The following is a 25,357-nucleotide window of genomic DNA, read 5'->3' as shown; positions in this document are numbered from 1 at the left end:
GGGAGGGAAACCATGCGCATCGCCGTCACCGGTTCCATAGCCACCGATCACCTGGCCACGTTTCCCGGGAGGTTCACCGACCAGCTGATCGAGGGCCGACTCGACCACGTGTCCCTGTCCTTCCTCGTCGACGAGCTCCACGTACGCCGCGGGGGGACGGCGGCCAACATCGCCTTCGGCCTCGGCCTGCTCGGCACCGCCCCCCTCCTCGTCGGCGCGGTCGGGCCCGACTTCGACGGCTACCGGACGTGGCTCGAGGAGCACGACGTGGATACCGCGCAGGTGCGGGTGTCGCGCACCCGGCCGACGGCGCGGTTCATGTGCACCACGGACGAGGACCACAACCAGATCGCCTCGTTCTACGCGGGGGCGATGGCCGAGGCCTCCCTCATCGACCTCGACCGGGTGTGCGCGGACGGCTCCGTCGGCCTGGTGCTGGTCTCCCCGAACGATCCGGAGGCGATGCTGCGCCACACCGAGCAGTGCCGGGAACTCGGGCTCCCGTTCGCCGCCGACCCCTCGCAGCAGCTCGCCCGCCTCGGCCGGGAGGAGGTCCGCCGGCTCGTGAACGGGGCGCGGTGGCTGTTCACCAACGAGTACGAGGCGGCCCTGCTGCTGGAGCGGAGCGGCTGGACACGGGAGGAGGTGCTGGGCCGGGTCGGGGCGTGGATCACCACCCGGGGGGCCGACGGGGTCCTGGTCGCCGCGTTCGGGACGCGACCCGAGGTCTTCCGCGCGGTGCCCGCGGCCGGAGCCGTCGATCCGACCGGTGTCGGCGACGCGTTCCGTGCCGGGTTCCTCGCCGCGTACAGCTGGGGGGTGCCGGTCCGCGGGGCCGTCCCGCTGGGCTGCGCGCTGGCCACGACGGTGCTGGAGGCCGTCGGCCCGCAGCAGTACGAGGTGTCGCCGCCGGACCTGCTGCGCCGGGTCGGGGCGGTGCACGGCGACCGGGCCGCCGCGCTGCTCGCCCCGCACCTGGCGGCCCGGGTGCCGGCGGCCGACGGGCGGGTGTTCGCCGCCGGGGACGAACGATGACCGGAGTGCACCACCCGGCCGACGTCCCGGCGGACAGCCCGGTACTGGGCGGACTGGCGGCGGAAGGGGTGTCCTTCTGGCTCGCCGGGCTGAGCCGGCCGGTGCTCGCCGACGGCACGCTGGCACGCTGGATCGCCCAGGCGCACATCACCGGACTGGTGCTCTCCTCCGCGGCGATGACGTGTGAGATCCGCCGGGCCGGCGACCACGCCTACCGCGAGCAGCTCGGCCTCCTCGCGCAGCGGCACGCCTCGCCGGAGGAGACGGTGCGGGCCCTGTTCGCCTACGACGCGCGCTGGGCGTGCGACCTGCTGTCCGCCGCGCACACGGCGACCGACGGCCTCGACGGCTGGGTCTGCGTGGAACTCGACGCCCGACTGGCCCACGACCACCGGTCCGCGGTCGAGGAGGCACGGGCGCTGGCCGCCGCCGTCAACCGGCCGAACCTCCTGGTGACCGTGGCCGCCGCCGGCGCCGGTCCGGCCGTGGCGCGCGAGTGCCTCGCCGACGGGATCGGCGTGAACGTGTCCCTCATCCACTCGGCCGAGCGCTACGGGGAGGTCCTCGACGCCTGCTGGGAAGGGCTGGAGCGGGCGCACCGGGCCGGCCGGGACGCGGCCCGTGTGGCGTGCGCCGCCACCTGGGAACTGGCCGAGGTGGAAGCGGCGGTGGACGAGCGCCTCGGTGCGCCGGGCGGTGCCGCGGGCGCCGCCGCCCTGCGGGGCCGTACCGCCCTCGCGCTCGCCCGCACCGCCCACGACCTCCAGGACCGCAGGCTCGACTCGGAGCGGTGGCGCGGGCTGCGCAACGCGGGAGCCCGCCCGCACCGGCTGGTCTGGTCCGGCGCCGGAGCGGCCGAGAGCCGCCCGGACCCCGGCCGCCTGGCCGCGCGCGTGCGCCAGGTCGAGGAGATCGTGGCCTGGCGGACCGTGCACGTGCTGACCCGGGCCGAGCTGGCGGAGACCGCCCGCCGCGCGAGGCCGCGCGGGGACTCCCTGATGGGGGAGTCCACGGCGGCCCTCGACGTGGTGGCGGCGCTGCGGCGGCGCGGCATCCGCCTCGGCCCGCTGGCGGCGGACCTGGAACGGCGGCGGCTGCGGCGGGCGGAGCGCGACCGGCGGGAACTCCTCGACGCGGTGCAGGGCCCGCCGGCCGTCAGGGCGCGGCGGTGAGGTCCGCGTCCGCGGGGGACGGGCGCCGCCCCGGGAACGCACCGCCGACCAGGGCCAGCAGCGGAGCCGCCTTCACGGCCGTCTCCTCGAACTCGGCCGCCGGATCCGACAGGGCCGTGATCGCCCCGCCGATGCCGTACCGCACCCGCCCCGGCGTGACGACCGCGGTGCGGATGACGATGCTCAGGTCCGCGGCGCCGTGCAGCGAGAAGTACCCGACGGCACCCGAGTAGACGCCGCGCGCTCCGCCCTCCAGCGCGTCGATGATCCGCATGGTCCGCTCCTTCGGAGCCCCGGTCATGGAGCCCCCCGGGAACGCGGCGCGCACGCAGCGGACCGCGCTGCTGTCCGGCCGCAGCGTGGCGCGCACGGTGCTGACCAACTGGTGCACGGTGGCGTACGTCTCCACGGCGAACACGTCGGACGCGGTGACCGAGCCGGTCCGCGCGCACCGGCCGAGGTCGTTGCGGACCAGGTCGACGATCATCAGGTTCTCGGCGCGCTCCTTCTCGTCGGTGCGCAGCTCCTCGGCCAGGGCCCGGTCGTGCGCGGGGGTGGCGCCGCGCGGCCGGGTGCCCTTGATCGGCCGGGACTCGGCGGTTCCGTCGGCGCCGACCCGCAGGAAACGCTCGGGCGAACTGCTCAGCACGGACAACTCGCCGAACCGCAGCAGCGCGGCGTGGGAGCCGGGGCTGGCGCGCCGCAGCCGCCGGTACCCCTGCCAGGGGTCCAGTGCGGTGCGCACGTCGGCCATGTTGGTGAGGCAGATCTCGTACGACTCGCCGGCGGCGATCTGCTCCTGGCAGCGCCTGATCAGCTCCAGGTAGTCGTCCCGGTCGTGCCGCAGCTCGATCCGCGCCTCCCCGTCGGCCGGGGGTGCGGCGGGCGCGGGCCCCGGCCGCCTGCCGGCGAGGCCGGCCAGCCGGGCACTCGTCCCGTCCAGCCAGGAGACCGCATCGGAGCCGGCGCCCCGCTCCGCGAGTGCCAGCAGGTAGGTGGTCCGGGCGTGGTGGTCGAACACCACCGCACGGTCCGCGAACAGCATGCTCGCGTCGGCCTCGGCGGGCCGGGGGCCCGGCTCGCCTCCGCACTCGGCCTTGAGCCCGTACCCCAGACTGCCCACCCAGCCCAGCACGAAGTCGAACGGCAGGTCCGGGGCGTCGACGCGCAGCGCGCGCAGGTCCTCGTCGAGCCAGTCCAGGAAGCCGCCGGTCACCAGCCGGACGCCGTCCCGTGAGGTGATCCGCACGGTGCGGCTGCGGGTGTCGGCCGTGGCGACGCGGGCGAGGGGGCCGGAGGCGTCCCCCATGAAGGAGAACCGGCCGGAAGCGCCCTCGGTGCGGCTGCTGTCGAGCCAGAAGGCGTGCGGGGCCGCCGCGTACAGTTCCCCGAAGACCACCTCGTCGTCCCAGTCGGTGGCCAACCGGCGGACGTGGAGCTCCAGTCGGCGCCCTCGGGGCGCCTTCCTCCGGAGTGCCGGACGGGGTGCCGGACGGGGTGCCCGACCGGGTGCGGGCCCGTCGCGCCGGGGCCGGCCCTGCCGCAGGAAGTTGTGCAGGATCCGGTGCCCGTGCCGGGTGCCGATGGACTCGGGGTGGAACTGGACACCCCACAGGGGGCGTTCGCGGTGGCGCAGCCCCATGAGGGTCCCGTCCGGGGTGCGGGCGGTCGCCTCGAGGGCGGGGGGCAGACCGTGCACGGTGAGGGAGTGGTACCGCACCGCGTCGAAGGGGTTGGGCAGGCCGGCGAAGATCCCCTCTCCGCGGTGGTGAACGGGCGAGACGCGGCCGTGGCGCGGTTCCGGTGCCCGGCCCACCGCCCCGCCCGCCGCGAGCGCGATGCCCTGGTGGCCCAGGCACACCCCCAGCAGCGGGACGGGGGAGAGGTCCACGAGGTCCCGGCAGATCCCGAAGTCGCCCGGGCGGCCCGGGTGCCCGGGGCCGGGGGAGACCACGACGTTGTCGAAGGCGGACAGGTGGCCGATCCGCCAGTGCGGGTCGTCGTTGCCGACGACGGTGGGTTCCCGGCCCGACAGCTCGGTCAGGTAGTGGAACAGGTTGTAGGTGAAGGAGTCATGGTTGTCCACGAGCAGCGTCCGCATCCGGCAGCGGCTCCTCCCTGTGGTCGGTGCCCTCAGGCGCGGACGAGGTCGCGGCGGGTCCCGGCCGGCCGCCGGCGGGCGCGGGCCGGGCATATCTCCAGCAGCAGGTGCTCGACCCGGTCGGGTCCCTCCTCGACCGTCCGGCGGTCGAGGGTGTGCAGTTCCCGGTCGCACTCCCCGGCGATCTCCCGGAGCGCGTGCAGGTTCCCCCGGTCGCTGAAGTGCAGCAGGGCGGTACCGTCGTCGGTCAGGTGGTGCACCACCTCGGACAGGTACCGGCGGTGCGTGCGGTAGCCGGCGTCCACGTAGGCCCGCTCGTGGATGCTCCGGTACGCGTAGTCGGCGGGCGCCAGGACGTAGTTGGAGCTCCAGAAGACCTGGTCGAACCGGGCGTCCGGGGCGAGCGCGGCGAACAGGTCGCTGCGCAGTGCCGTGACGCGGTCGTCGACCCGGTGGCGCCGCGCGTTCATCCGGGTGTTCTCGACGGCGTGCTCGTTGATGTCCGCGGCTACGACCGAGGCGCAGCCGCGGAGGGCGGCCTGGACGGCGATGAGGCCGGTGCCGCAGCCGACCTCCAGCAGGGACGGGGCGGGGGCGGCCGATCCGGTGCCGGTCAGGCCGAGGAACTCGGCTCCGATGCGGGTGGAGGGGGAGTAGAGGGGAGCGAAGACCTCGTCGAGCAGGTCCCAGTCGCGGTCGAGGAGGCGGAACTCGCGGGGCCGGTCCGGCCGGGTCAGCGAGTGGTTGCTGCGCTCGAGCGACTTGACGTGGCTGCGAATGTGCGACATCGAACCTCCGTAGGGGTGCGTGCATCGCTCCGGTCGTGCCGAACGCCCCACAGCTTTCTCGATCGGTGGTCCGGGCAGGAAGGTGCTCGGGTGACAGAACTGACCCTCCCGAGTGGTGGCTCGGCCACTGTGACGGTGCGACAAGTTACATGGAATGATGTGAAATGTTTCACACGTGTCAAACTTGACAGAAGGGGGATGGGGTATTCTCGGGAGCTGAAGGCTCGCCACCACGGAATGCGGATCAGGGGGGAGCGTGTGGAGTCAGTGGGGGGAACGGGGTCCGGTGACGAGCGGCCGGACGAGGCCGCGGCGATGCTCTTCGTTCTGGAACTCCTCGCGGGCGAGGCTCCGTCGGGCCGTATCGAGGAGGCGGTCCGCAGCTTCTCCGGCGCCGCGCGCCGGGGTGAGGCCGTGCGCCTGGAGCGCGCCGGCCAGCTCGCGCTGAGGGTGCACTCGCAGTTCGCCCGCCGCCGGCAGCGCGAGGCCGAGCTGTCCGCCCTGGTCGACACCGCGCGCGATCTGACGCTCCCCTACGGACTGGACGCGCTCCTGGAACTCATCACCCGGCGTACCCGCAATCTGTTTGGCATGGACATGTCTTACATCACCATTCAGGACGGCGCCTCCGGGGACAGCTACGTGCGGACGTCGGACGGGCACGCCTCCGCGCTCACCGTCGGCTACCGGGTGCCGCGAAGCTGGGGGCTCGGCGACAGGTCGACCGAGAAGAACGTCCCGATCTGGACGCCCGACTACCTCTCGGACGACAGCTTCCGGCACTCGGCCGTGCTCGACGAGGTGGTGCGCGCGGAGGGCATCCGGGCCATCATCGCCGCACCGCTGGTGGTCGGCTCCGACACCTTCGGCGTGCTCTACGCGGCCGACCGGAACATCCGCCACTTCAGCGTCGGCGACGTCTCCCTGATGAGTTCGCTCGGCGGACTGGCCGCCGTCGCCCTGGAGAAGACCCGCTCCCTGGAACGCAGCCACTCGGACGTCGCCGACCTCACCGAGTTCCGCCGGTTCGGGGAACTGCACAGCAGGCTGGTCGACCTCGCCATGACCGGCAGCGACCTGCAGGCCCTGACCGCCGAGGTGGCCACCGCGCTCGACGGGGCGGTACTGGTCCGGGACGTGGAGAACCAGCAGCTCGCGGCCGTCGGGGAGCTGCCCCCGATCGACGAGGCGGCCGCACTGGCCGCCGCCCGCGCCGCAGCCGCCCGCCGCGAACCGGTCGGCGTCGGCGACGGCACCGGCGTGTGGCTCGCGCCCGTCACCGCCGGCGGGGAGGAACTCGCGGTGATGCTGCTGCACCCGCGGACACCCCCGGGCGACACCGGCCTGCGCCGGATGCGGCTGACGGCACAGGCGGTCGCCGTCTCGCTCCGGGTCCACCGCAGCGAGGCGGCGGCCGCCGGCCCGTTCCGCGACGAGCTCTTCGACGACCTGCTGGCCGTGGAGCGGCGCCCCCTCAAACAACTCGAACTGCGCTCCGGCAGGCTGGGCATCTCACCCGGCCAGCCCCTCGTCGTGCTGGTGGTGCGCCCCGAGGGCGGCACCGCCGGGCGCGCCGCGAGCTGGGCCGCGTCGTACACCCGCCGCACCGGCGGTCTGCGCAGCATCCAGAACGGCTGCCTCTCCCTGCTGCTGCCCCTGCCGGCCGACACCGGGCCGGGAAACCGCGGGCGCGCCGGCTCCCTCGCCCGCTCGGTGTCCGACCAGCTCTCCGCACTGCTGGGCCATCCGGTCACCGTGGGCGTGAGCGGACCCGTGCACAGCCTGGAACTGGTCCGCCGGGCCCACCAGGAGGCCATGCGCTGCGTCGAAACGCTCGTCGCCCTCGGCAACGGCGGGGCCTGCGCGTCCGTGGAGGACCTCGGGTTCCTCGGCATCCTGCTCTCCGACGACCGGGACGCCTCCGCCTTCATCGAGGCGACCATCGGACCCGTGCTCCACTACGACGCGCAGCGGCTCACCGAACTGACCAGGACGCTGGACACCTACTTCGCCGCGGGCGGCAGCCAGACGCACGCCGCCCAACTCCTGCACGTACACCCCAACACCGTCTCGCGCCGCCTGGAGAGGGTGGCCGAACTCCTCGGTGCGGACTGGTCGGCACCGGAGAAGGCACTCGAGGTGCAGCTCGCCCTGCGGCTGCACCGCACCCACCGCGTACTGCGCCGACAGCAGGGCGACGACGGCGCACCGGGGAACACCCCCGCTCAGGCGGAGCGCCCGAGCGCCTCCGCGCCCCCGACGCCCCCCGGCGAGTAGCCGGCCGGGTCCGCGGACCTCAGAGCCGAGATCGCGTACGCGCACGAGGCCAGCGTCATGTGCCGGTGCCAGCCCCGCAGCGACCTGCCCTCGAAGTCGCGCAGCCCGACCGCCTCCCCGTGGGTGCGCCATCCCCGCACCACCTCTTCGTGCAGGCGGGTGAGGCCCAGCAGCGCCGGGGCGGACGCGGCGCGCACATTGGTCAGCCACACCTCCCCCGGCGGGCGGCGGACGTCGTGCCACACCCCCAGAGCGGTGAGCGGCCCGGCGCCCGGCCCACCGCCCGCGAGGCGCACCCGGGTGGTCGCGAAGACCGGCCCCGACCGGCCGGTCGGCCCCGCCGCCGCGGCCGGACCCACCGGTCCGGACGCGGTGCGGGACGGCAGCGGGCCGCCCAACCGCAGCGCGCCGTCGAGCATCCGCTGCGCCGGGACGAAGCGCCGCACCCGGTCTCCCGGCACGGGATGATCCGCCGTCACCTCCACCCGCCCGCTGGTCCGCACGGCGACCGGGAAACCGCTCCCCAGGTAGCGCGCGGCCAGGTGCTCCTCCCCCGGCACCCCGCGCAGGTCGAGCAGCGCGGGCCGCGACGGGTCCCCCCAGCCGCGCACGTCCTCCAGCAGCTCGGCGATGCCGTCCCCGGAGGCGACGGGGGCGACGGAACCGACGGAGGCGACGGCACCGACGGGGGCGGGGGGACGAGCAGGAGGGACGGTGGCGACCGCAGGCGCGGAGGCGGCGGGAGAGGCGGCTTCAGGGGCGGCCGCCGCACCGGTGGCAGAGGAGGCACGGGCGCCGGGGTCGGCAGGACCGCCGGGGTCGGCAGGACCGCCGACCGGGCCCGCACCTCCGTCCGGCCGGCGCCCGGACAGCCGGAGCCGCCAGCTCACCGGCGCGCACACCCGCGCGGAGGCCAACCAGGCGCCGTACGCCTGCTGGCCGTTGACCACCTGGTGGGCATCGGGCGAGAAGTGCCGCCCCACCCCCACACTGTGCCGCCCCGCCTTGGGTATCGACACCGGCACCAGCACCCACGCGGACGCCGGGACCGAGCTCTCCAGGAAACGCGTCAGCGACCGGCGCAACGGCAGCCACTCCCACTGCGAGCGGCTGACGAAGTGGTGCAGCCGCTGTGCGTCGCCGGGGACGCCGACGGCCGCCGCGATGTTCGCGATCGACCTCCGCCCCTCGGCTCTCAGCAGCCCCTCCACGTACTGCCGTGCCCGGATGCGCTGGTCGTAGCGGCGGAACTCGGCGAACAGGTCGGCGCAGAGCCGAGTGGCGATGTCCTCCATGACACACCAGGCTTCTCGCCCCCGCCGCCCGGCACGAGGTGCAGGGGGCACACCGCTGCCGCCCGCCGGTGGTGGCCCGGCCACCACCCCGGCCCGCCCGCGGACCCGAAACCACCCGAAAGGGGTACCGCGGTGGTGGCCCGGCCACCACCGCCCCACCCGGCCGGCCCCGTCAGCCGAGGAAGTCCAGCAGCGCGGCGAGCAGTTGCGCGGGCGCGTCCAGCGGTACCAGGTGCCCGGCGCCGGGGACGAGCCGCAGACGGGCCCCGGGGATCAACGACGCCAGCTCGTGTGCCTTGGCCACCGGAATCCAGGAGTCCTCCTCACCCCAGCACACCGTCACGGGGAGGGAGATGTCGGGGTACAGCGGCTGCACCTCGTCGGTGTAGCGCTGGTCGGCCTGCGCGATCTGCCGGTAGAACGCCGCCTGCCCCGTCCGGTCCGCCCACGGCGCGGCGAGCGCCTCGGCTGCGCCCGGGCGCAGCCCCCGGTGGCTCGCGGAGCCGATGTACTCCCGCACGAGCGCGCGGTGCAGCGAGGGCGGCAACTGCTCGAAGACGGAGGTGTTCTCACCGACCAGCCGGAAGAACGGCGAGCCCCACGGCGCGAGCGCCACCGGGTCGACCAGGGCCAGCCGCCGGTAGGGGACCCGGTGCAGCAGGTGGGCCCGGAGCGCGACACAGCCCCCGAAGTCGTGGGCGACGACGGAGGGCTCGGGCAGCCGCCAGTGCTCCATCAGCTCTGCGAAGACCCGGCCCTGCGCGGCGAGCGACACGTCCTGGCCCTCGGCCATCTCGGAGGCGCCGTAGCCCGGCATGTCCCAGACGAAGACCTGGCGGCCCCCGGCAGCGAGCGTGGAGGCGATCTCCGCCCACACGTACGAGGAGAACGGTGTGCCGTGCAGCAGCACGACGGGCTCCCCGTCGGCCGGCCCCAACCGGTCCCACCGGACCTTCCCCGCGCTGCTGCCGAAGACCCTGTTCAACTCCCAGGTGTCCAAAGCTCTTTCCTTCCCGCCCTCATCGGGCCCTGGATGCGGTCCGGAGCCCCGCTGCCGACGCCCCGCGGAAAGCCTCTCACCCGGGCACCTGCCGTGTACGGCCCGCAGTCCCCCCGGCCGGTCCCCCCCGCCCCTCCGGCGCCGCCGGCCCGTCCCGCACCTCACCGGGCCGTCAGCGCGCGCGTTCCCGCACCACCCGCGCCAGGTCCAGCCGGCGCACCGCGCGTGCCGCCGGGAGCTGGGAGAGCGCCGCCGCCGCCAGCACCGCCGCCGCGCTGATCAGCAGCGCGGGCCAGCCCAGCGACAGCCGCAGGGAGAAGAGGTCGCTGTTGAACGACTGCAGGAAGGCCCAGGCGGCCGCGGTGCCCGCGGCCAGTCCGGCGGGCACCGCCAGCAGCACGGCGGTCAGGTTCTCGGCGGCCAGCACTCCGGCCACGCGGCGCAGCGGCACACCGGCCGCGCGGAGGGTGGCCAGCTCCACGGTGCGTTCCGCGACGTTCACCGTCATCGTCACGTAGATCACGGTGAAGGCGAGCGCTCCGCCGAGCGCCAGCATGCCGCCGATGAACACCCAGAACAGGCCCAGGTACCGGTTGGCCTCGTCGCGCAGCGCCTGCTCGTCGGTGTAGGCGAGCACCCCGGGCAGCCGCAGCACCGCGCCGCGCACCTCGTCGCGGCCGGCCCCGGAGGTGCCGTCGGCGAATTGCAGCAGGTACCCGGTCAGGGCGGTGCCGGTGGCCGCCCGGACCGTGCTCCGGGTGCCGTACAGCGAGGTGCCCATCGGCTCCTCGACCAGCCCGGCGAGCCTCACCTGACGGCCCGGCTGCCCGGGCACCGTGACGGTGAGCAGGTCGCCGGTGTGCACGTGCAGGCGGCCGGCCAGCGCGGCCCCGGCGAGCTCTCCGTCGTCCGGAAGGTGCCGCCACCGCCCGGACGGGGTGCGGAAACCGTGCATGGTGGTGCCCGGCTGAAAGCCCGTCAGGGTCGTCGCGTACGAGCGGCCGTCGCGGGCGGCGGTCACCCGGACCGTGGCCACCGGCTCCACCGCACGCACCCCCTCGACCGCGCCCAGCCGCCGGGCCAGGTCCGCGGCCCCGGGGTCGGAGATCACCGTGGCGTCCTGCCGCTGCACCCGGTCGAAGTGCTCGGCGAGCACCGCCCGCATCGACGTGATCATCCCCACCGACGACAGCACCAGCACGAGCGCCAGCACGCTGCCGGTCATCGTCGCGAGGGTCCGCCGGCGGCTGCGGCCCAGGTCGCGCAGCGCCATCCGCCAGGTGAGCGGGAGCCGGCGGAACCGGGCGAGCAGCCGCCCCCAGTGCCGTGGGCGCATCAGCGGCACGGCACGCCCGCGCATCGCCTCGGCGGGTGGGGTACGGGCGACGGACAGCGCCGGCGCCCCGCCCGCGACCAGCCCGACCAGCACACCGAACACCAGCCCGGCGGCGGCGGTGCCCGGGTGGCGGCCGAGCACCGTGTCGGGCACGTCCAGGGCGGAGGTGTAGGCGCGGGTCACCGCGGCCGTGGCGAACACGCCCAGCACGGCCCCGGCCACCGCGCCGGCCGTCCCGGTGAGCACCGCGTGCCCGAGGTAGTGGCGCACCAGGGCCCCTCGGCGGGCGCCGGCAGCCAGCAGGGTGCCGATCACCGCGCGCTCGGCGAGCACGATGCGGGTGAGCAGGACGTAGGCGGCCACCGCGGCGGCCGACAGGAAGAGCAGCGGGAAGGCGACGGCCAGTTCGGAGAAGCCCCGCAGGTCCTCGGCCAGGGCGGCGTGGGAGGGCTGCTCGGACCGGGTGACCACGTCGACGGCGCCCGCCTCCCGGAGCGCCGTCGCCACTCGCGCGGTGCCGTCCGATCGGCGTGCCGGACCGGTCAGCTCGACCAGGGCCTGGTCGGGAGAGCGCTGCCCGGCGAGGGAGAGCGCGGTCGGCTCCGGGACGAAGAGCACGGCGAAGGAGTGCGGGTCCACGATCAGTTCCTGGCGGCTGGGAGCGGGCCACAGGTACTCGGGGGACACGGCGATCCCGCGGACGGTCAGCGACCGCCAGCCGCTGCCGTCGTACACCCGCAGCCGGTCGCCGGGCGCCAAACCGAAGGTGCGTGCGGCGTGCTTCTCCACGAGCACGCCCGTCAGGTCGCCCGGGGCCGGCCGGGCGCCCGCGACCACGTCGACGCCGTTCACCGCCGGCTGCCGGCCGTCCGCGGGAAGCCCGACCACCCGCCCGCGCAGCCGGTCGCCGCCGATCGCGACCGGCAGGTCGTCCTGCGTGCGGCTCGCCACGGCCGCGACCCCGTCCAGGCCGCGCACCGCCGCCGCGAGCCGTCCGGCGTCGTCGCCGCGCGCCGTGAGATCGGCGAAGTGCAGCCGTTGGTAGGTGCGGTCGTAGGAGGCGCTGAGGTTGCGGTAGGCGTCGTAGCTGGCGGTGAAGAGGGTGACGCCGAGCATCACCGTCACCGCGACCGCGGCGAACTGGGCCAGCCGGCGGCGCAGATCGCGCCGGGTCTTGGTGAGCAGTACCCGCTTCACGGCGTCCCCGCCTCTCCCGCGCGCCCGCGCCCCGTCACCAGTTCACCCGTTCGGCGTCCACGGGCGCCTCCTGGCGCACCACGGACTGCACGCGCCCGTCGCGCATCGTCACCACCCGGTGCGCCATCGCCGCCACGGCGGCGTTGTGGGTCACCATCAGCACTCCGAGGCCCTCCCGGTTGGTGTCCTGGAGCAGGCGCAGGATCGTCCGGCCGGTGGCCATGTCGAGGGAGCCGGTCGGCTCGTCGGCGAGCAGCAGGTCTGGGTCGGTGACGAGAGCGCGGGCCAGGGCCACCCGCTGCTGCTCGCCGCCGGAGAGCTGGGCGGGGAAGGCGTCCGCCCGGTCGGCGAGCCCGACCGCCGCGAGCAGTTCCGAGGCCCGCCCCCGGTCGCCCCGGCCGGTCAGTTCGGCGACGACCTCGATGTTCTCCCGGGCGGTCAGGGTCGCGATCAGGTTGAAGAACTGGAAGACGAAGCCGACGTGCCGCCGCCGGAAACCGGACAGCGAGCCCGGCGCCTGCCCGGTCAGTTCCCGCCCGGCCACCCGGATCCGCCCGTGGTCGGCCGCCTCGATGCCCCCGATCACGTTGAGCAGGGTCGTCTTGCCGGAACCGCTGGGTCCGAGCACGACCGCCAGCTCTCCCGGCTCGACGTCCAGGTCCACGTCGCGCAGCGCGTGGACGGTCGCGTCTCCCGTCCCGTAGCTCTTGCCCACCCCGCGCAGCAGAACGCCGCCCCGCAGTTTCGCCGTCGTCGTCATAGGCCCTCCTGCACCATCCCTTCCCGTCCCGCACCGGTTCTCCGCCCGACTGCGATTGTCGGGAGCATCCGGTCCGGGGGGCCAGGGCCGGTCAGCCCGCATCGGGCCCGCGGTGCCGGCCGAACGGCCCGGGAGCCGTCCGCCGAGGGCGCCGCGGACGCGGCGAAGCCCGGCGCGGCCCGCGGGCCGCGCCGGGCTTCCGCCACCCGGGGTGCGGGGGCGGCACGGCGCGGGTCACTCCGTGCGGCGCAGCGCGAACGTGGTGAGCACCGCCGCGTGGTCGGACGGCCAGTCGTTCCCGGCGACGTCGGGCCACGCCCGAGGGGTGCCGCTGACGACGGTGCGGGAGTCGAGGACGGTCAGGCCCCGTCCGTTGTGGAGGACGTAGTCGATGCGGTCCTGGGGTTCGGGGCGGCCGCTGCCGTCCTCGTGCTCGGGGTGGAGGGGGGACCAGGTGTGGCCGGGGTCGGCGGCCGGGTCCGGGTGGGCCTCGCGGTAGGAGTCGCGCAGGCCCGCCTCCTCGGCGGCCTTCGTCACCGGCCAGGCGACGTCCGGCCAGTCCAGGTGGGAGGGGGTGTTGAAGTCCCCGGTGAGCACCACCGGGGTGGGGCCGGCGGACCGCGCGATCCGCTGCAGGGTGTCCCGCATCTGTGCGAGCCGGACCTCTTCGTGGGCGACCAGTTCGGCCGGGGGGAGTCCGTCGAAGGCGGCCTCGTAGGGGCCGTACGGCGCGCAGTGGAGGTGGGCCGTCCAGACGTCGACCTCGTGCGCCCCGTCGACGCGGATGCGGACGCCGGCCGCGCCGTAGAAGCCGACCTCGGGGTCGCCGAGGTGGTCGGTGATCGGGTGGCGGCTGATGACGCCGAGGTTCCGGCCCGCCGTGTGGTGGTGCCAGCCGAGCGCCTCGGCGAGTTCCCGGGCCGCCGTACCGCCCGTTTCCTGCAGGCCCACGACGTCGGCGCCGGTGTCCAGGACGACCTTGAGTTGCTTGGCGCGGTGGTCGTCCACCTCCGCCCCGCCGAGCCAGAGGTTCCAGCTCAGCACGCGCAGCTCGCCGGGCAGCATGGCGCGCAGCCGTTCCGGGGCGACCCCTTCGAGGCTGTCCAGTACCGTCCGCCCGGGTGCCGCGGCGATCGGCGCCAGGGAAGGCACCGCGAGCACCGTGCAGCCGGCGGCCTCGGCGGAGGCGACGCCGGCCCGGGTGTCCTCGACGGCCACGCAGCGGGCGGGGTCGGCGGCGAGAGCGCGGCAGGCGGCGAGGTAGGGGTCGGGGGCGGGCTTGGTGTGCTCGGTGTCGTCGGCGGTGACGGTGACGGCGAAGCGGCCCGGGCCGAGCAGTTCGAGGACGTTGTCGGCGACGGCCCTGGGGGACGCGGTCACCAGGGCCGCGGGCACGCCCTCCCGGGCCAGGGCGTCGAGCAGGTCGAGCGCGCCGGGCCGCGGCACGATGCCGGCGCGGACCCGGTCGGCGAACGCCCGGTGGAGCGTGTCGGCGAGGTCGGCGGCCGGGGCGCCGGTGGCCGCGGACAGCCAGGCGGCGGTGTGCTCGACGGGCCGGCCGAGCACCATCGGCTGGTCCGCCTCGGTCAGTGCCCGACCGGCGACCTCCTCCACCGCCTCCCACCACAGCCGCTCGGTGTCGACGAGCGTGCCGTCCATGTCGAACAGGACGGCCTGGAGGGGGAGTCGTTGCATGGTTGTCTCTTTCACGTGGGGGGAGGGCCGTCGTCTGCGGGCCGGGGAAGCGGAGTCAGCGGGTGCGTGCGGCCACCAGTACCGGCCGGTCGGGCAGCGACACCCGTACGGCGGCCCCGGCGGCGAGGGGTGCGGCCTCGTGGGTGGGCAGGTCGGCCTTGACGTCGGTGCCGTCCGCGAGCCGTACGGTGAGCCGGGTGGCCGCACCGAGGAACGCGGTGGCGACCACCCGGGCGCCGCCCTGCGCGTCCGCCGCCACCCGGACGGCTTCCGGCCGTACCAGCACGTCCACCTCGGCCGTCGCGGGCACCTCCCCGTCGGAGGGGAGCCGCTGCCCGAGGACCTCGACCGAGGTGCCGTGCAGCCGTCCGGGGATCCGGCTCATCGTGCCGACGAACTCGGCGACGAAGGCGGTGGCCGGCCGCCCGTACAACTCGGCCGGGACCGCGCACTGTTCGAGTCTCCCGGCGCGCATGACCGCGACCCGGTCGGCCATCGACAGGGCCTCTTCCTGGTCGTGCGTGACGAACAGGGTGGTGATGCCGAGTTCCTGCTGGAGGCGGCGGATCTCCTCGCGCAGCGTCAGCCGCACCTTGGCGTCGAGCGCCGACAGCGGCTCGTCGAGCAGCAGGACGCGCGGGCGCAGGGCGAGCGCGCGGGCGAGCGCGACGCGCTGCTGCTGCCCGCCGGAGAGCTGGTGCGGGAACCGGTCGCCCTTGTCGCCGAGGCCCACCAGTTCGAGCAACTCGGCTGCGCGGGAGCGCCGTTCGGGCGTCCGTACCCTGCGCATGCGCAGTCCGAAGGCCACGTTGTCGAGAGCGGTGAGGTGCGGGAAGAGGCTGTACGACTGGAAGACCATCCCGGCGTCGCGGCGGTGGGCCGGAACCTGCGTGACGTCCCGGCCGTCGACCAGCACCTCACCGGCGTCGGGCTGCTCGAAACCGGCGAGCATGCGCAGGGCCGTGGTCTTGCCGCAGCCGGACGGACCGAGCAGTGCGAGCAGTTCGCCTGGCCGTACGGTCAGGTCGAGTCCGTCGAGGGCGACGCTGGTACCGAACGCGCGGCGCAGCGCGCGGAACTCGACGGTGGCGGCCTGATCGGTGGCGGCCGCCTTCTCGGGCGTGCCGGCGGTGGTGGTGGTCATGTTCGTTCCCGGGAGGCAGCGGTTCGGGTGCGCCCGCCGGCACCGGCGAGCACGAGGAGCAGTGCCCAGGTGACGAGCAGGCTGAGCACGGAGACGGCGACGGACAGCTGGGCCTGCGAGCCGCTGATGTTCACGATCCACACGGCGAACGGCTGGAAGCCGAGCAACTGGGCGACGGCGAACTCGCCGAGCACCAGCGCCAGGGTGAGGAAGGAGGCGTTCAGCAGCGCCCCGCGCAGGTTCGGCAGCACGGCCCGGACGAGCGCCTGCGGCCAGCTCGCGCCGCAGCTCCGGGCGGCCTCGACGAGGGTGCGCACGTCGACGGCGCGCAGCCCGGCGTCCAGGGCCCGGTACACGAAGGGCAGCGCCATCACGACGTAGGCGAGGACCAGTACGAACGGGAAGTCCGGGTTCTGGATCGCCACGAAGGTCTGGAAGAGCGGGGTGTGCGAGAGGTGGTCGGGCCCCCACTTCAGGACCGTGCCGATGCCCGCCACGAACGCGATCGGCGGCACGACCAGCGGCAGCGAGCAGACCGCCTCGACGACCGGCCGCAGCCCGGACGCGCCGAGCCGCAGCGCGACCATGGCGGGGACCATGAGCAGCAGGACGAGGGTGATGGTGGCGGCGGCCAGCTCCAGCGACAGCAGCAGGCTGGAGCCGAAGCCGGCGGTGGAGAGGATGCGCGTGTAGGCGTCGAAGGTGATGCCCCGGTTCGGCACGTCGACGGTGAAGACGACGGACGCGGCCAGCGGCACCAGGAAGTACAGTCCGGCGCACACCAGGACGCCCCAGCGCCAGGGGTTCAGGCGAGCCATCGCGCGCTCCTCCGCTGCAGGGGCAGGTACACGGCCATCACCAGGCCGGCGATGAGCACCATGTCGAGGCTGAGGGCGAGCGCCACGTGCTCCTGGCCGACCAGCACGTTGCCGGAGATGGCGTCGGCGATCTGCAGGGTCACCAGCGGGACCGAACTGCCCACCATGGCGGCCGCGGTGGCGTACGCGGCGAACGCGCTGCCGAACAGCAGGACGAACCCGCCGAGCAGGGTGGGCGCGAGGACCGGCAGCGCGACGTGGAGCCAGTACTGCACGGTGGTGGCGCCGTTGTTCTGCGCGGCCTCGCGCCACTGCGTGCGCAGTCCCTCCAGTGCCGGGGTGACGGTGAGGACCATCAGCGGGATCAGGAAGTACAGGTAGACGATCACCAGCCCCCAGAAGCTGTAGAGGTCCCAGCCCTTGTCCGTCAGGCCGAGGTGCCGGGTCAGCACGCCCGCGTTGCCGAGGGTGGCGACGAAGGCGAAGGCGAGCGGGACGCCGCCGAAGTTGGCGAGTACGCCGGACGCGGTGAGTACCGCCTCGCGCAGCACGCGCAGGCGGGAGGAGACCACGGCCTGGGCGAGCGGCAGCCCGCACACGGTGGCGATGCCGGCGGACACCGCGGACAGTTTCACGCTGCCGAGCAGGGCCGTGAGGTACGGCCCGCGCAGCGAGGTCGTCATGTTGTCCAGGGTGTAGGACGTGGCGCCGGTGGCCTGGTCCCGCGCCGTGAACGCGCCGTTCAGCATGGCCAGGGCGGGCAGTCCGAAGGCGACCGCGGTGAAGGCCAGTAGCGGCAGGACGGCGAGCAGGCCGGGGGCGCGGTGCCGCCGCTTCGCCGAAGCGACGGGCACCGCACCGGCCGCGGGGAGGGCGGTGTTCATCCGGAGATGGCCTTCCCCCAGCCCTCCGCGAGGGCCTTCTTGGCCTGGCTCTGCTGCTTCTCGGTCGGGAACTCGGGGGTGCCGGACACCTCGGGCAGCTTGGCGGCGGCGGTCTTGTCCAGGGTGCCGGCCTTCTCCATGGCGGGCATCAGGGCCGGGCGGGCGTAGCCCTTGAGCCACAGGTTCTGCCCCTCGGCGCTGTAGACGTACTCCTCCCACAGGCGCGCGGCCGCCGGGTGCGGGGCGTCCTTGTTGACGGCCTGGGAGTAGTACTGGGAGAACTTGCCGTCGCTGGGGACCGAGACGGTCCAGTCGACGCCCTTCGACTTGAACTCGTCGGCGTATCCGGCGTTGAGGTAGTCCCAGTCGATGGTGATGGGCGTCTCGCCCTTCTCGACGGTGGCGGGGGTGGCCTCCACGGGGGTGTAGTTGCCGTTCTTCTTCAGCTTGGTGAAGAAGTCGAGGCCGGGCTGGATGTCGTCGAAGGAGCCGCCGCTCGCGAGGGCGGCCGCGAAGACGCCGGCGTAGGCCGAACCCGACTTGGTCGGGTTGCCGTTGAGTGCGACCTGCCCCTTGTACTGCGGCTTGAGCAGGTCGGCGAAGGTGGTCGGGCAGTCCTTGACCCGCTTGGCGTCGCAGCCGATGGACACGTAGCCGCCGTAGTCGTTGTACCAGCGGGCCTGGGCGTCCTTCTGCGCCTCGGGGATGCCGGCGAACGAGGACACCTTGTACGGGGCGAGCAGTCCCTGCTGGGCGGCGCTGAGCGCGAAGGAGCTGCCGAGGTCGAGCACGTCCGGCGCGCGGTCCTGGCCCTTGCGGGAGGTGACGGCGTTGATCTCGTCCTGGCTGGATCCGTCCGGGTTCTCCACCTCGACCTTGATGCCGTACTTCTTCTGGAAGCCGTCGATCAGGGCTCCGTAGTTGGCCCAGTCGCGGGGCAGCGCGATGGCGTGCAGCGTGCCCTCCTTCTTCGCCGCGGCGACCAGTTCGTCCATCCCGCCGAAGTCGGCGGCGGAGGCGGCGGTCGCGGCGTTCTTGCCGTCGGCGGTGGTCGATGTGTTGTCGGGGGCGGCGCCGCAGGCGCTCAGGGCGAGTGCGGCGACGACGGCGAGGGAACCGCCAAGGACGGCTGTTCTCGGCAGGGACACGGACACGGCTGCTCCAGGGGGACGTACGACGATGAGAAGGGGAGTGGGTAACTTGTCTGAACAAGTTGACCCTCAGTAGGCCCGCCTCAGGTGTCCTCCCCGTGAACTCCGGCGAACGTCCGTCCTTCGATTTCCCGTGCAATCATCTTCGGGGCGGAGGCCTGACCGGTCTCGACTAGGCTGCTCACGCTGTGCACAGCAGCTGAATCAGAGGGGGAGCATGACGGCGCGACACGAGCACATCGCCGACCAACTGCGGCGGGCGATCGACCGCGAGGAGTACACGGTCGGCAGCCGGCTGCCCTCCGAGGCCGAGCTCGCCGCCCAGTACGGCGTCTCGCGCGGCACGATCCGTCAGGCCGTGAGCGCCCTGACCGCGGAGGGCCTCATCGGCTCCCGCCAGGGCGCCCGCCGCGTGGTGCTCGCCACCCGCCGCAGCCAGAGCTTCGCCGAACTGCGCAGCTTCGCCCAGTGGGCGCACGCGATGGGCCGCGAGGCGACCGGGCAGGTGGTCGCGCAGGACTACCGCCCGGCAACCGAGGAGGACGCCGTGCGCCTGCAACTGCGCGCAGGCACACCGGTGCTGCACATCCTGCGGGTGCGCGGTCTGGACGGCGAACCGGTCCTGCTGGAACGCACCGTCTACGCGGACTGGATCTCCCCGGCGGTCGAGGCGATCGAACCCGACTGCCCCTCCGTCACCCAACGCCTCTACGACGAGACGGGGCTGGTCTTCGCCTACGGCGAGCACGTCATCGACGCGGTCGCCGCCGGTGCCCGGGACGCCGCACTGCTCGGCATCCGCCGTACGAGCCCGTTGCTCCGGGTCCGCCGGGTCACCACCACGCGCGAGGGGCGCCCGGTGGAGTGGTCGGACGACCGCTACCGCTCGGACGCCGTGAGCTTCAGCGTGCACAACTCGACCGCGAACAACGCGCTGGCGCGCAACACGGCCGGCTAGGGCGCGCGTCCCCGGGCCGCCGGCGTACCCGGAGTGCGTGGCCGCCCCGCGCCGGCGGCGGCCGGGGCGTGGAGGGGCGGTCCCGGCCGGTACCGGAGCGGTGCCGCCCGCGAGGGGTGCCGCGTGCGAGGGGTGCCGTGTGCCTCTGAAGCGGCGGGTTCCCCCGGGGCGCCTGTGACTTCGGCAGTACTGAGACACCCAGGTGGGTGCATACTGGATAAAGGAAACATAACGGACTCTCGCCATGGAGAGGAGGCGACAATTGTGTCGTATCCGCAGGACTCCACTGGAATGACCTCGCACCCCGAGGTGGCGGAGATGCGGGAGCGGCTCGACCGCGCGGCCGCCGGAGGAGGCGCGATCGCCCTCGAGGGGCTGATCATGCTCGCCGGCGTGTACACCGCGATCTCGCCCTGGGTGGTGAACTTCTCGGGAAACTCCGAGATCGCCGTCAACAACCTGATCATCGGTATCACCGTCGGCCTCGTGGGACTCGGATTGGCTCTCGCCCCGGAGCGGATGTTCCGCCTGGCCTGGATGCTCGTGCCCCTGGGCTTCTGGCTCGTCCTCGCCCCCTGGGTGGTCACCGCCACCCACGGCGCACGCGCCGGCATCGTCTGGAACAACTGCTGGGTCGGTGCGGTCACGGCCGTGCTGGGGCTGGTGGCCATGGGCCTGACCGTGCGGGTCAACCACCAGGCGCGAAGGTGAGACCGGAGGCGGGCATCACGTAGCGGACGCCGGGCCCCGCCATGCCGTTCCCCGGACGGGAATTCGCACACCGCCGACACGGCGCTCTCCGGGGGCGCGGACGACGGGCCCGGCCGGCCGGCCTCACGGCAGCCTGCCTCCGCTCTTCCACACCGCCGGTCCGCGGGAGAGCGCCTGCCGCCGCCGGGGCGGTCCCGGGCTTCGGCGGCCCGGCTCAGCCCGGCCGCCGGTCACGCGGCTGACGGCGGCGGCGGGCGGACCGCTCCACCTCGCGGATCGTGACCCGACGGAGGTCGGTTCCGGTCGTCACATCTGCTCGCGGTGAACTCCGGGCGCCGGACGGAGAAGACCGCCGCGTTGCTCGATACGGGTGAGTTCCCGGCTGCGCCTGGCGTGCGCCGGGCTCTGCGGTGCCTAGCGTGAAGCGCCAACGAGACGCTGCGGGGGCCCGGCCCCGCGCCACCCGGAATCGAGGTGTTGCCGCGTGCGCGGGCGCGGAATCCAGCGGGTCCCAGGCGGGAGGACGCGTACGGTGCGGTGGCGGCGGCCGGCAACCCTTGCCGTACTGCCGCTGCTGGTGTGCCCGCTCGCCGCGTGCGGCGGGGGAGAGGGCTCCGGCCCGGTCAGCATCAACTGGTACAACTTCCCCGACGACTCCGGTGCACTGCAGCAGGCCGCGGACCGGTGCAGCCGGGCGTCCGGGGGCGGCTACCGGATCGTCTACCGCAAACTCCCGCGGGCCGCCGACGGCCAGCGTCAGCAGCTCGTCCGCAGGCTCGCCGCCGAGGACGACTCGATCGACATCCTCGGACTGGACGTCACCTGGGCGCCGGAGTTCGCCGAAGCCGGCTGGATCCGGGAATGGACGGGACGGGCGAAGCAACAGGCCACCGAGGGCACGCTGGACGTCCCGCTGCAGACCGCGACCTGGAAGGGCAAGCTGTACGCCGTTCCGTACAACACCAACACCCAGCTCCTGTGGTACCGCAAGGACCTGGTGCCCACACCGCCCACGACCTGGGCCGAGATGCTGGACATGGCGCGCCGACTCGCCCAGGAGGGCAAACCCCACTACGTGGAGATCCAGGGGGCCCAGTACGAGGGGCTGACCGTCTGGTTCAACACGCTGATCTCCAGCGCGGGCGGGTCGATCCTCAACCCGGACGCGACCGCACCCTCCCTCGGCCCGCCCGCGGTCCGGGCCGCCGGCGTCATGCGCGATCTGGCGCACTCCCCGGCAGCCGACCCCTCGCTGTCGAACCAGATGGAGGACCAGAACCGCCTGGCCATGGAGTCGGGATCGGCGGCGTTCGAACTCAACTACCCGTTCGTCTATCCGTCGATGAAGGCGAACAACCCGCAGTTGTTCAAGAACTTCCGCTGGGCCCCGTACCCCCGGGTCGACGCCGACCGCCCCTCACGGCCCACCATCGGCGGGATCGACCTGGCGATCAGCGCCTACTCGCGCCACCCCGACCCGGCCTTCCGCGCGGCCCTGTGCCTGCGCGACCGCGAGAACCAGCTCACCGCCGCCACCGTCGGCGGCCTGCCGCCCACCCTGCGCGCCCTGTACGACGACCCCTCGTTCGTCAAGCAGTACCCCTTCGCGAAGGAAGTCCTCGACGCCCTGCAGATGGCGAGCGTGCGCCCGCAGACACCGGCCTACCAGAACGTGTCGATCGTGATCTCCCACGCGCTGTCCCCGCCGTCCGCGATCAAGCCGGAGAGCACGGTCGCCACGATGAAGGGGCAGATCGACGATGCCCTGCAATCCAAGGGTGTGATCCCGTGAACCGCCACAGCCCGCATCCCCCCGTCGGCCGGCGCCCGCGGGCTCGGCACCTCGGCCCGGGTGGTCACAGATGAGTGCACCGACCCGGCCGGCCGGGCCGCCGCCGCCGACCGGACCGCAGGCGGGAGCCGACGGCCGGGCGGCACCCTCGGCCGGCGCCCGGCAGGAACGGCGGCTCGGCTGGCTGCTCTGCGCCCCGGCCGTCATCGTCATGGTCGCCGTGACCGCCTACCCCATCGGGTACGCCGTCTACCTGTCCCTCCAGCGGTACGACCTGCGCTTCCCGGGGCAGGCCGAGTTCGTCGGACTGAGCAACTACGGCGCGGTGCTGTCCTCCTCGTACTGGTGGGACGCCCTCTGGGTGACGGTGTTCATCACCGTGGTCTCCGTGGCCATCGAACTGGTCCTGGGCATGGCGCTCGCCATGGTCATGCACCGGACCCTCCTCTGGCGCGGGGTCGTGCGCACCTCGGTGCTCATCCCCTACGGAATCGTCACCGTGGTCGCCGCCTTCTCCTGGCAGTACGCCTGGACCCCGCGACTCGGGTACCTCGCCGCGCTGCTGCCCAGCGGAAGCGCCCCGCTGACCGAGCAGTGGCCGGCCCTGTGGCTGATCGTCCTCGCCGAGGTCTGGAAGACGACACCGTTCATGGCGCTGCTGCTGCTCGCGGGCCTCGCCCTGGTCCCGGAGGAGACGCTGCGGGCGGCCATGGTGGACGGCGCCACTCCCCTGCAGCGCTTCACCAAGGTCATCGTGCCCATGATGAAACCGGCCATCCTGGTGGCTCTGCTCTTCCGCACGCTCGACGCGTTCAGGATCTTCGACAACATCTACATCCTGACCTCCGGCGCACACAACACCGGTTCCGTGTCGATCCTCGGCTACGACAACCTGTTCACCGCACTGAACCTGGGCATCGGGTCGACGATCTCCGTGCTGATCTTCATCTGCGTCGCGATCATCGCCTTCACCTTCGTCAAGCTGTTCGGCGCGGCCGCACCCGGCGCGGAGGTGAAGCGCTGATGGCCGCGGCGGGAAGGACGCACGCCGTCCGATGGGGCGTGGTGAACGTGGTGGTGGTGCTCTACGCGCTGTTCCCGGTCTGGTGGATCGTCGCGCTGTCGTTCAAGGATCCCCGCACCCTCACCGACGGCGACTACATCCCCCGGCAGTGGACCTGGGAGAACTACCGGGGCATCTTCCAGACCAGCGAGTTCACCCGGGCGCTGATCAACTCGATCGGTATCGCCCTGATCGCCACGGCGATCGCCGTCGTACTGGGAACCATGGCCGCCTACGCGGTCGCCCGACTCAGGTTCCCGGGCAAACGGCTCCTCGTCGGCCTGTCCCTGCTCATCGCCATGTTCCCGCCGATCTCCCTGGTGTCGCCGCTGTTCAACATCGAGCGGATCCTGGGGATCTTCGACACCTGGATCGGGCTGATCATCCCGTACACGACCTTCTCGCTGCCGCTGGCCATCTACACCCTGTCGGCGTTCTTCCGGGAGATCCCCTGGGACCTGGAGAAGGCCGCCAAGGTCGACGGCGCCACACCGGCGCAGGCGTTCCGGCTGGTCATCGCGCCTCTCGCGGCGCCGGGCGTGTTCACCACGGCCATCCTGGTGTTCATCTTCTGCTGGAACGACTTCCTCTTCGCCATCTCACTGACCTCCACCAACGCCGCCCGCACCGTGCCGGCCGCACTCGCGTTCTTCACGGGGAGCTCGCAGTTCGAGCAGCCCACCGGTTCGATCGCCGCCGCAGCCGTGGTGATCACCATCCCCATCATCGTCTTCGTCCTGTTCTTCCAGCGGCGGATCGTCGCCGGACTGACCTCCGGGGCGGTCAAGGGATGACCGGCGCCCCGGCGGGCGCCCCGGCGGGCGCCCAGGCGGCGGCCCCGGAGGACGTGAACGCCTGAGGCACGAGGTGCGAGGTCTGAGGCACGAGGCCCGATGAGGCACGAGGCACGAGGCACGAGGCCTGAGGTACGAGGTCTGAGGCAAGAGGCAAGGAGGCACCACCCATGGCCGAGATCGTCCTCGAGGGAGTCACCAAGCGTTTCCCCGACGGATCCCTCGCCGTACAGCACGTGGACCTCGACATCGCCGACGGCGAGTTCGTGATCCTGGTCGGACCGTCCGGATGCGGCAAGTCGACCACCCTGAACATGATCGCCGGCCTGGAGGACATCACCGCGGGCACCCTGCGCATCGGCGAGCAGGTCGTGAACGACCTCCCGCCCAAGGACCGGGACGTCGCGATGGTGTTCCAGAGCTACGCCCTGTACCCGCACCTGACCGTCCGGGAGAACATGGCGTTCCCGCTGCGCCTGGCCAAGGTGGACAAGGCGACCACCGCCAGCATGGTCGAGGAGGCCGCCCGCATCCTGGACCTGACCGACTTCCTGGACCGCAGGCCGGCCGCCCTCTCCGGCGGCCAGCGACAGCGCGTGGCCATGGGGCGGGCCATCGTCCGCGAGCCCAAGGCGTTCCTGATGGACGAGCCGCTGTCCAACCTGGACGCGAAGCTCCGCGTGCAGATGCGCACCCAGATCGCCCGGCTGCAACGGCGCCTGGGCACCACCACGGTGTACGTCACCCACGACCAGACCGAGGCGATGACGCTCGGCGACCGCGTCGTGGTCATGCGGCTGGGAGTGGTCCAGCAGGTCGGTACGCCCGCGCACCTCTACGACCTGCCGCGCAACCTCTTCGTCGCCGGCTTCATCGGCTCTCCCGCGATGAACTTCCTCAACGCCACCGTGGAAGGCGGAGTCCTGCACTCCGCACTCGGGGACCTGCCCCTGGACGACCGCATGAGGCAGGAACTGGAGCGGCGGAAGGCACCCCGCGAGGTCATCGTCGGCCTGAGACCCGAGGCGTTCGAGGACGCGGCCCTGGCGCGCGACCGGCAGGGTCCGGTCCTCACCGCCGTCGTGGACGTACTGGAGTCCCTCGGCTCCGACGTGTACGTGCACTTCACCGCGGAGGGCGGGCCCGCGCGGTCCGCCGAACTGGAGGAGCTCGCCGCGGACTCCGGTCTGCGCGAGGCCGGCGCCGGGAGCGTCCAGCAGATCGTGGCCCGGCTGGACGCGGCCACCCGGGCCCGCGAGGGCCAGCCCCTGGAGATGCGGGTCGACATGAGCAGGGCGCACGTCTTCCACCCGGTGACCGGCGACAACCTCACGCATCCGCACCCCGCTGACTGAGGGCGCCCCCGTCACCTGCGGTCCGCCGTGC

20 protein-coding genes are annotated in these 25,357 nt (G+C 73.5%); 9 read left to right on the top strand and 11 right to left on the bottom strand.

The features are described 5' to 3' along the window. Nucleotides 1–12 precede the first annotated feature (12 nt). Nucleotides 13–1,035: a carbohydrate kinase family protein gene (locus tag ACL02U_RS20260; protein ID WP_412792274.1), complete on the top strand. Its 1,023-nt coding sequence runs from the start codon at nucleotides 13–15 to the stop codon at nucleotides 1,033–1,035. After that, the gene (locus ACL02U_RS20255; protein ID WP_412792273.1) at nucleotides 1,032–2,207 is read left to right on the top strand and encodes a transaldolase family protein; all 1,176 of its coding nucleotides are present in this window, start codon (nucleotides 1,032–1,034) and stop codon (nucleotides 2,205–2,207) included. Before ACL02U_RS20260 ends, ACL02U_RS20255 begins: the two co-directional genes overlap by 4 nt. On the opposite strand, the gene pabB is transcribed toward ACL02U_RS20255, so the two are convergent. Both pabB and ACL02U_RS20245 read right to left on the bottom strand, forming a co-directional pair. Next, a complete protein-coding gene (gene pabB / locus ACL02U_RS20250) occupies nucleotides 2,191–4,308 on the bottom strand; it encodes an aminodeoxychorismate synthase component I (RefSeq protein ID WP_412792272.1) in 2,118 nt (705 codons plus the stop codon). The two genes, ACL02U_RS20255 and pabB, sit on opposite strands and share 17 nt — an antisense overlap. Before the next feature lie 32 nt (nucleotides 4,309–4,340). Next, complete coding sequence (locus ACL02U_RS20245; protein ID WP_412792271.1) at nucleotides 4,341–5,096, bottom strand: methyltransferase domain-containing protein; 756 nt, start codon at nucleotides 5,094–5,096, stop codon at nucleotides 4,341–4,343. Nucleotides 5,097–5,354: 258 nt separating this feature from the next. Here ACL02U_RS20245 and ACL02U_RS20240 point away from each other — a divergent pair, with 258 nt between their 5' ends. Next, on the top strand, nucleotides 5,355–7,373 hold the full coding sequence (locus tag ACL02U_RS20240) for a helix-turn-helix domain-containing protein (protein WP_412792270.1): 2,019 nt from the start codon (nucleotides 5,355–5,357) through the stop codon (nucleotides 7,371–7,373). On the opposite strand, the gene ACL02U_RS20235 is transcribed toward ACL02U_RS20240, so the two are convergent. The 9 genes from ACL02U_RS20235 to ACL02U_RS20195 form a co-directional block, all read right to left on the bottom strand. Continuing rightward, complete coding sequence (locus ACL02U_RS20235) at nucleotides 7,322–8,668, bottom strand: transposase (RefSeq protein ID WP_412792269.1); 1,347 nt, start codon at nucleotides 8,666–8,668, stop codon at nucleotides 7,322–7,324. The genes ACL02U_RS20240 and ACL02U_RS20235 overlap by 52 nt on opposite strands. Before the next feature lie 172 nt (nucleotides 8,669–8,840). Next, the gene (locus ACL02U_RS20230) at nucleotides 8,841–9,668 is read right to left on the bottom strand and encodes an alpha/beta fold hydrolase (protein WP_412792268.1); all 828 of its coding nucleotides are present in this window, start codon (nucleotides 9,666–9,668) and stop codon (nucleotides 8,841–8,843) included. 172 nt (nucleotides 9,669–9,840) lie between these two features. Next, nucleotides 9,841–12,201: an FtsX-like permease family protein gene (locus ACL02U_RS20225; RefSeq protein WP_412792267.1), complete on the bottom strand. Its 2,361-nt coding sequence runs from the start codon at nucleotides 12,199–12,201 to the stop codon at nucleotides 9,841–9,843. Nucleotides 12,202–12,235: 34 nt separating this feature from the next. Beyond that, complete coding sequence (locus tag ACL02U_RS20220; protein ID WP_412792266.1) at nucleotides 12,236–12,961, bottom strand: ABC transporter ATP-binding protein; 726 nt, start codon at nucleotides 12,959–12,961, stop codon at nucleotides 12,236–12,238. Between the two features lie 234 nt (nucleotides 12,962–13,195). Next, the gene (locus tag ACL02U_RS20215; RefSeq protein WP_412792265.1) at nucleotides 13,196–14,656 is read right to left on the bottom strand and encodes an HAD-IA family hydrolase; all 1,461 of its coding nucleotides are present in this window, start codon (nucleotides 14,654–14,656) and stop codon (nucleotides 13,196–13,198) included. Between the two features lie 55 nt (nucleotides 14,657–14,711). Next, complete coding sequence (locus ACL02U_RS20210) at nucleotides 14,712–15,800, bottom strand: ABC transporter ATP-binding protein (protein ID WP_412792264.1); 1,089 nt, start codon at nucleotides 15,798–15,800, stop codon at nucleotides 14,712–14,714. Further along, nucleotides 15,797–16,618, bottom strand: coding sequence for an ABC transporter permease (locus ACL02U_RS20205; RefSeq protein WP_412792263.1), 822 nt, complete (start codon nucleotides 16,616–16,618; stop codon nucleotides 15,797–15,799). Before ACL02U_RS20205 ends, ACL02U_RS20210 begins: the two co-directional genes overlap by 4 nt. Next, on the bottom strand, nucleotides 16,606–17,502 hold the full coding sequence (locus ACL02U_RS20200; RefSeq protein ID WP_412792262.1) for an ABC transporter permease: 897 nt from the start codon (nucleotides 17,500–17,502) through the stop codon (nucleotides 16,606–16,608). The genes ACL02U_RS20205 and ACL02U_RS20200 overlap by 13 nt, the downstream gene beginning before the upstream one ends. Beyond that, complete coding sequence (locus ACL02U_RS20195) at nucleotides 17,499–18,656, bottom strand: ABC transporter substrate-binding protein (protein ID WP_412792261.1); 1,158 nt, start codon at nucleotides 18,654–18,656, stop codon at nucleotides 17,499–17,501. Before ACL02U_RS20195 ends, ACL02U_RS20200 begins: the two co-directional genes overlap by 4 nt. A gap of 214 nt (nucleotides 18,657–18,870) precedes the next feature. Here ACL02U_RS20195 and ACL02U_RS20190 point away from each other — a divergent pair, with 214 nt between their 5' ends. The 6 genes from ACL02U_RS20190 (at nucleotide 18,871) to ACL02U_RS20165 (ending at nucleotide 25,326) form a co-directional block, all read left to right on the top strand. After that, nucleotides 18,871–19,611 (top strand): GntR family transcriptional regulator, encoded by a 741-nt coding sequence (locus ACL02U_RS20190; RefSeq protein ID WP_412792260.1) that lies wholly within the window; start codon nucleotides 18,871–18,873, stop codon nucleotides 19,609–19,611. Nucleotides 19,612–19,902: 291 nt separating this feature from the next. Beyond that, nucleotides 19,903–20,322: an SPW repeat protein gene (locus ACL02U_RS20185; protein WP_412792259.1), complete on the top strand. Its 420-nt coding sequence runs from the start codon at nucleotides 19,903–19,905 to the stop codon at nucleotides 20,320–20,322. Nucleotides 20,323–20,854: 532 nt separating this feature from the next. Then, entirely contained in the window at nucleotides 20,855–22,114 is a 1,260-nt protein-coding gene (locus ACL02U_RS20180; RefSeq protein ID WP_412792258.1) for an ABC transporter substrate-binding protein, read from the top strand. 70 nt (nucleotides 22,115–22,184) lie between these two features. Continuing rightward, nucleotides 22,185–23,138: a carbohydrate ABC transporter permease gene (locus ACL02U_RS20175; RefSeq protein WP_412792257.1), complete on the top strand. Its 954-nt coding sequence runs from the start codon at nucleotides 22,185–22,187 to the stop codon at nucleotides 23,136–23,138. After that, complete coding sequence (locus tag ACL02U_RS20170; RefSeq protein WP_412792256.1) at nucleotides 23,138–23,971, top strand: carbohydrate ABC transporter permease; 834 nt, start codon at nucleotides 23,138–23,140, stop codon at nucleotides 23,969–23,971. The genes ACL02U_RS20175 and ACL02U_RS20170 overlap by 1 nt, the downstream gene beginning before the upstream one ends. 170 nt (nucleotides 23,972–24,141) lie before the next feature. Next, the gene (locus tag ACL02U_RS20165) at nucleotides 24,142–25,326 is read left to right on the top strand and encodes an ABC transporter ATP-binding protein (RefSeq protein WP_412792255.1); all 1,185 of its coding nucleotides are present in this window, start codon (nucleotides 24,142–24,144) and stop codon (nucleotides 25,324–25,326) included. Nucleotides 25,327–25,357: the final 31 nt, after the last annotated feature.

Source organism: Streptomyces sp. MS06 (assembly GCF_047200655.1).
Taxonomy (GTDB): Bacteria; Actinomycetota; Actinomycetes; order Streptomycetales; family Streptomycetaceae; genus Streptomyces.
Note: the sequence above shows the minus strand (reverse complement) of the source record. Positions and strands in the feature narration are given on the sequence as shown.

Bases quoted from the DNA above. Each gene is read 5' to 3' on its own strand.
- ACL02U_RS20260 (WP_412792274.1), top strand. From the start codon at position 13: ATGCGCATCGCCGTCACCGGTTCCATAGCCACCGATCACCTGGCCACG.
- ACL02U_RS20255 (WP_412792273.1), top strand. From the start codon at position 1,032: ATGACCGGAGTGCACCACCCGGCCGACGTCCCGGCGGACAGCCCGGTA.
- pabB (WP_412792272.1), bottom strand. From the start codon at position 4,308: ATGCGGACGCTGCTCGTGGACAACCATGACTCCTTCACCTACAACCTG.
- ACL02U_RS20245 (WP_412792271.1), bottom strand. From the start codon at position 5,096: ATGTCGCACATTCGCAGCCACGTCAAGTCGCTCGAGCGCAGCAACCAC.
- ACL02U_RS20235 (WP_412792269.1), bottom strand. From the start codon at position 8,668: ATGGAGGACATCGCCACTCGGCTCTGCGCCGACCTGTTCGCCGAGTTC.
- ACL02U_RS20220 (WP_412792266.1), bottom strand. From the start codon at position 12,961: ATGACGACGACGGCGAAACTGCGGGGCGGCGTTCTGCTGCGCGGGGTG.
- ACL02U_RS20215 (WP_412792265.1), bottom strand. From the start codon at position 14,656: ATGCAACGACTCCCCCTCCAGGCCGTCCTGTTCGACATGGACGGCACG.
- ACL02U_RS20210 (WP_412792264.1), bottom strand. From the start codon at position 15,800: ATGACCACCACCACCGCCGGCACGCCCGAGAAGGCGGCCGCCACCGAT.
- ACL02U_RS20205 (WP_412792263.1), bottom strand. From the start codon at position 16,618: ATGGCTCGCCTGAACCCCTGGCGCTGGGGCGTCCTGGTGTGCGCCGGA.
- ACL02U_RS20200 (WP_412792262.1), bottom strand. From the start codon at position 17,502: ATGAACACCGCCCTCCCCGCGGCCGGTGCGGTGCCCGTCGCTTCGGCG.
- ACL02U_RS20190 (WP_412792260.1), top strand. From the start codon at position 18,871: ATGACGGCGCGACACGAGCACATCGCCGACCAACTGCGGCGGGCGATC.
- ACL02U_RS20185 (WP_412792259.1), top strand. From the start codon at position 19,903: ATGACCTCGCACCCCGAGGTGGCGGAGATGCGGGAGCGGCTCGACCGC.
- ACL02U_RS20175 (WP_412792257.1), top strand. From the start codon at position 22,185: ATGAGTGCACCGACCCGGCCGGCCGGGCCGCCGCCGCCGACCGGACCG.
- ACL02U_RS20170 (WP_412792256.1), top strand. From the start codon at position 23,138: ATGGCCGCGGCGGGAAGGACGCACGCCGTCCGATGGGGCGTGGTGAAC.
- ACL02U_RS20165 (WP_412792255.1), top strand. From the start codon at position 24,142: ATGGCCGAGATCGTCCTCGAGGGAGTCACCAAGCGTTTCCCCGACGGA.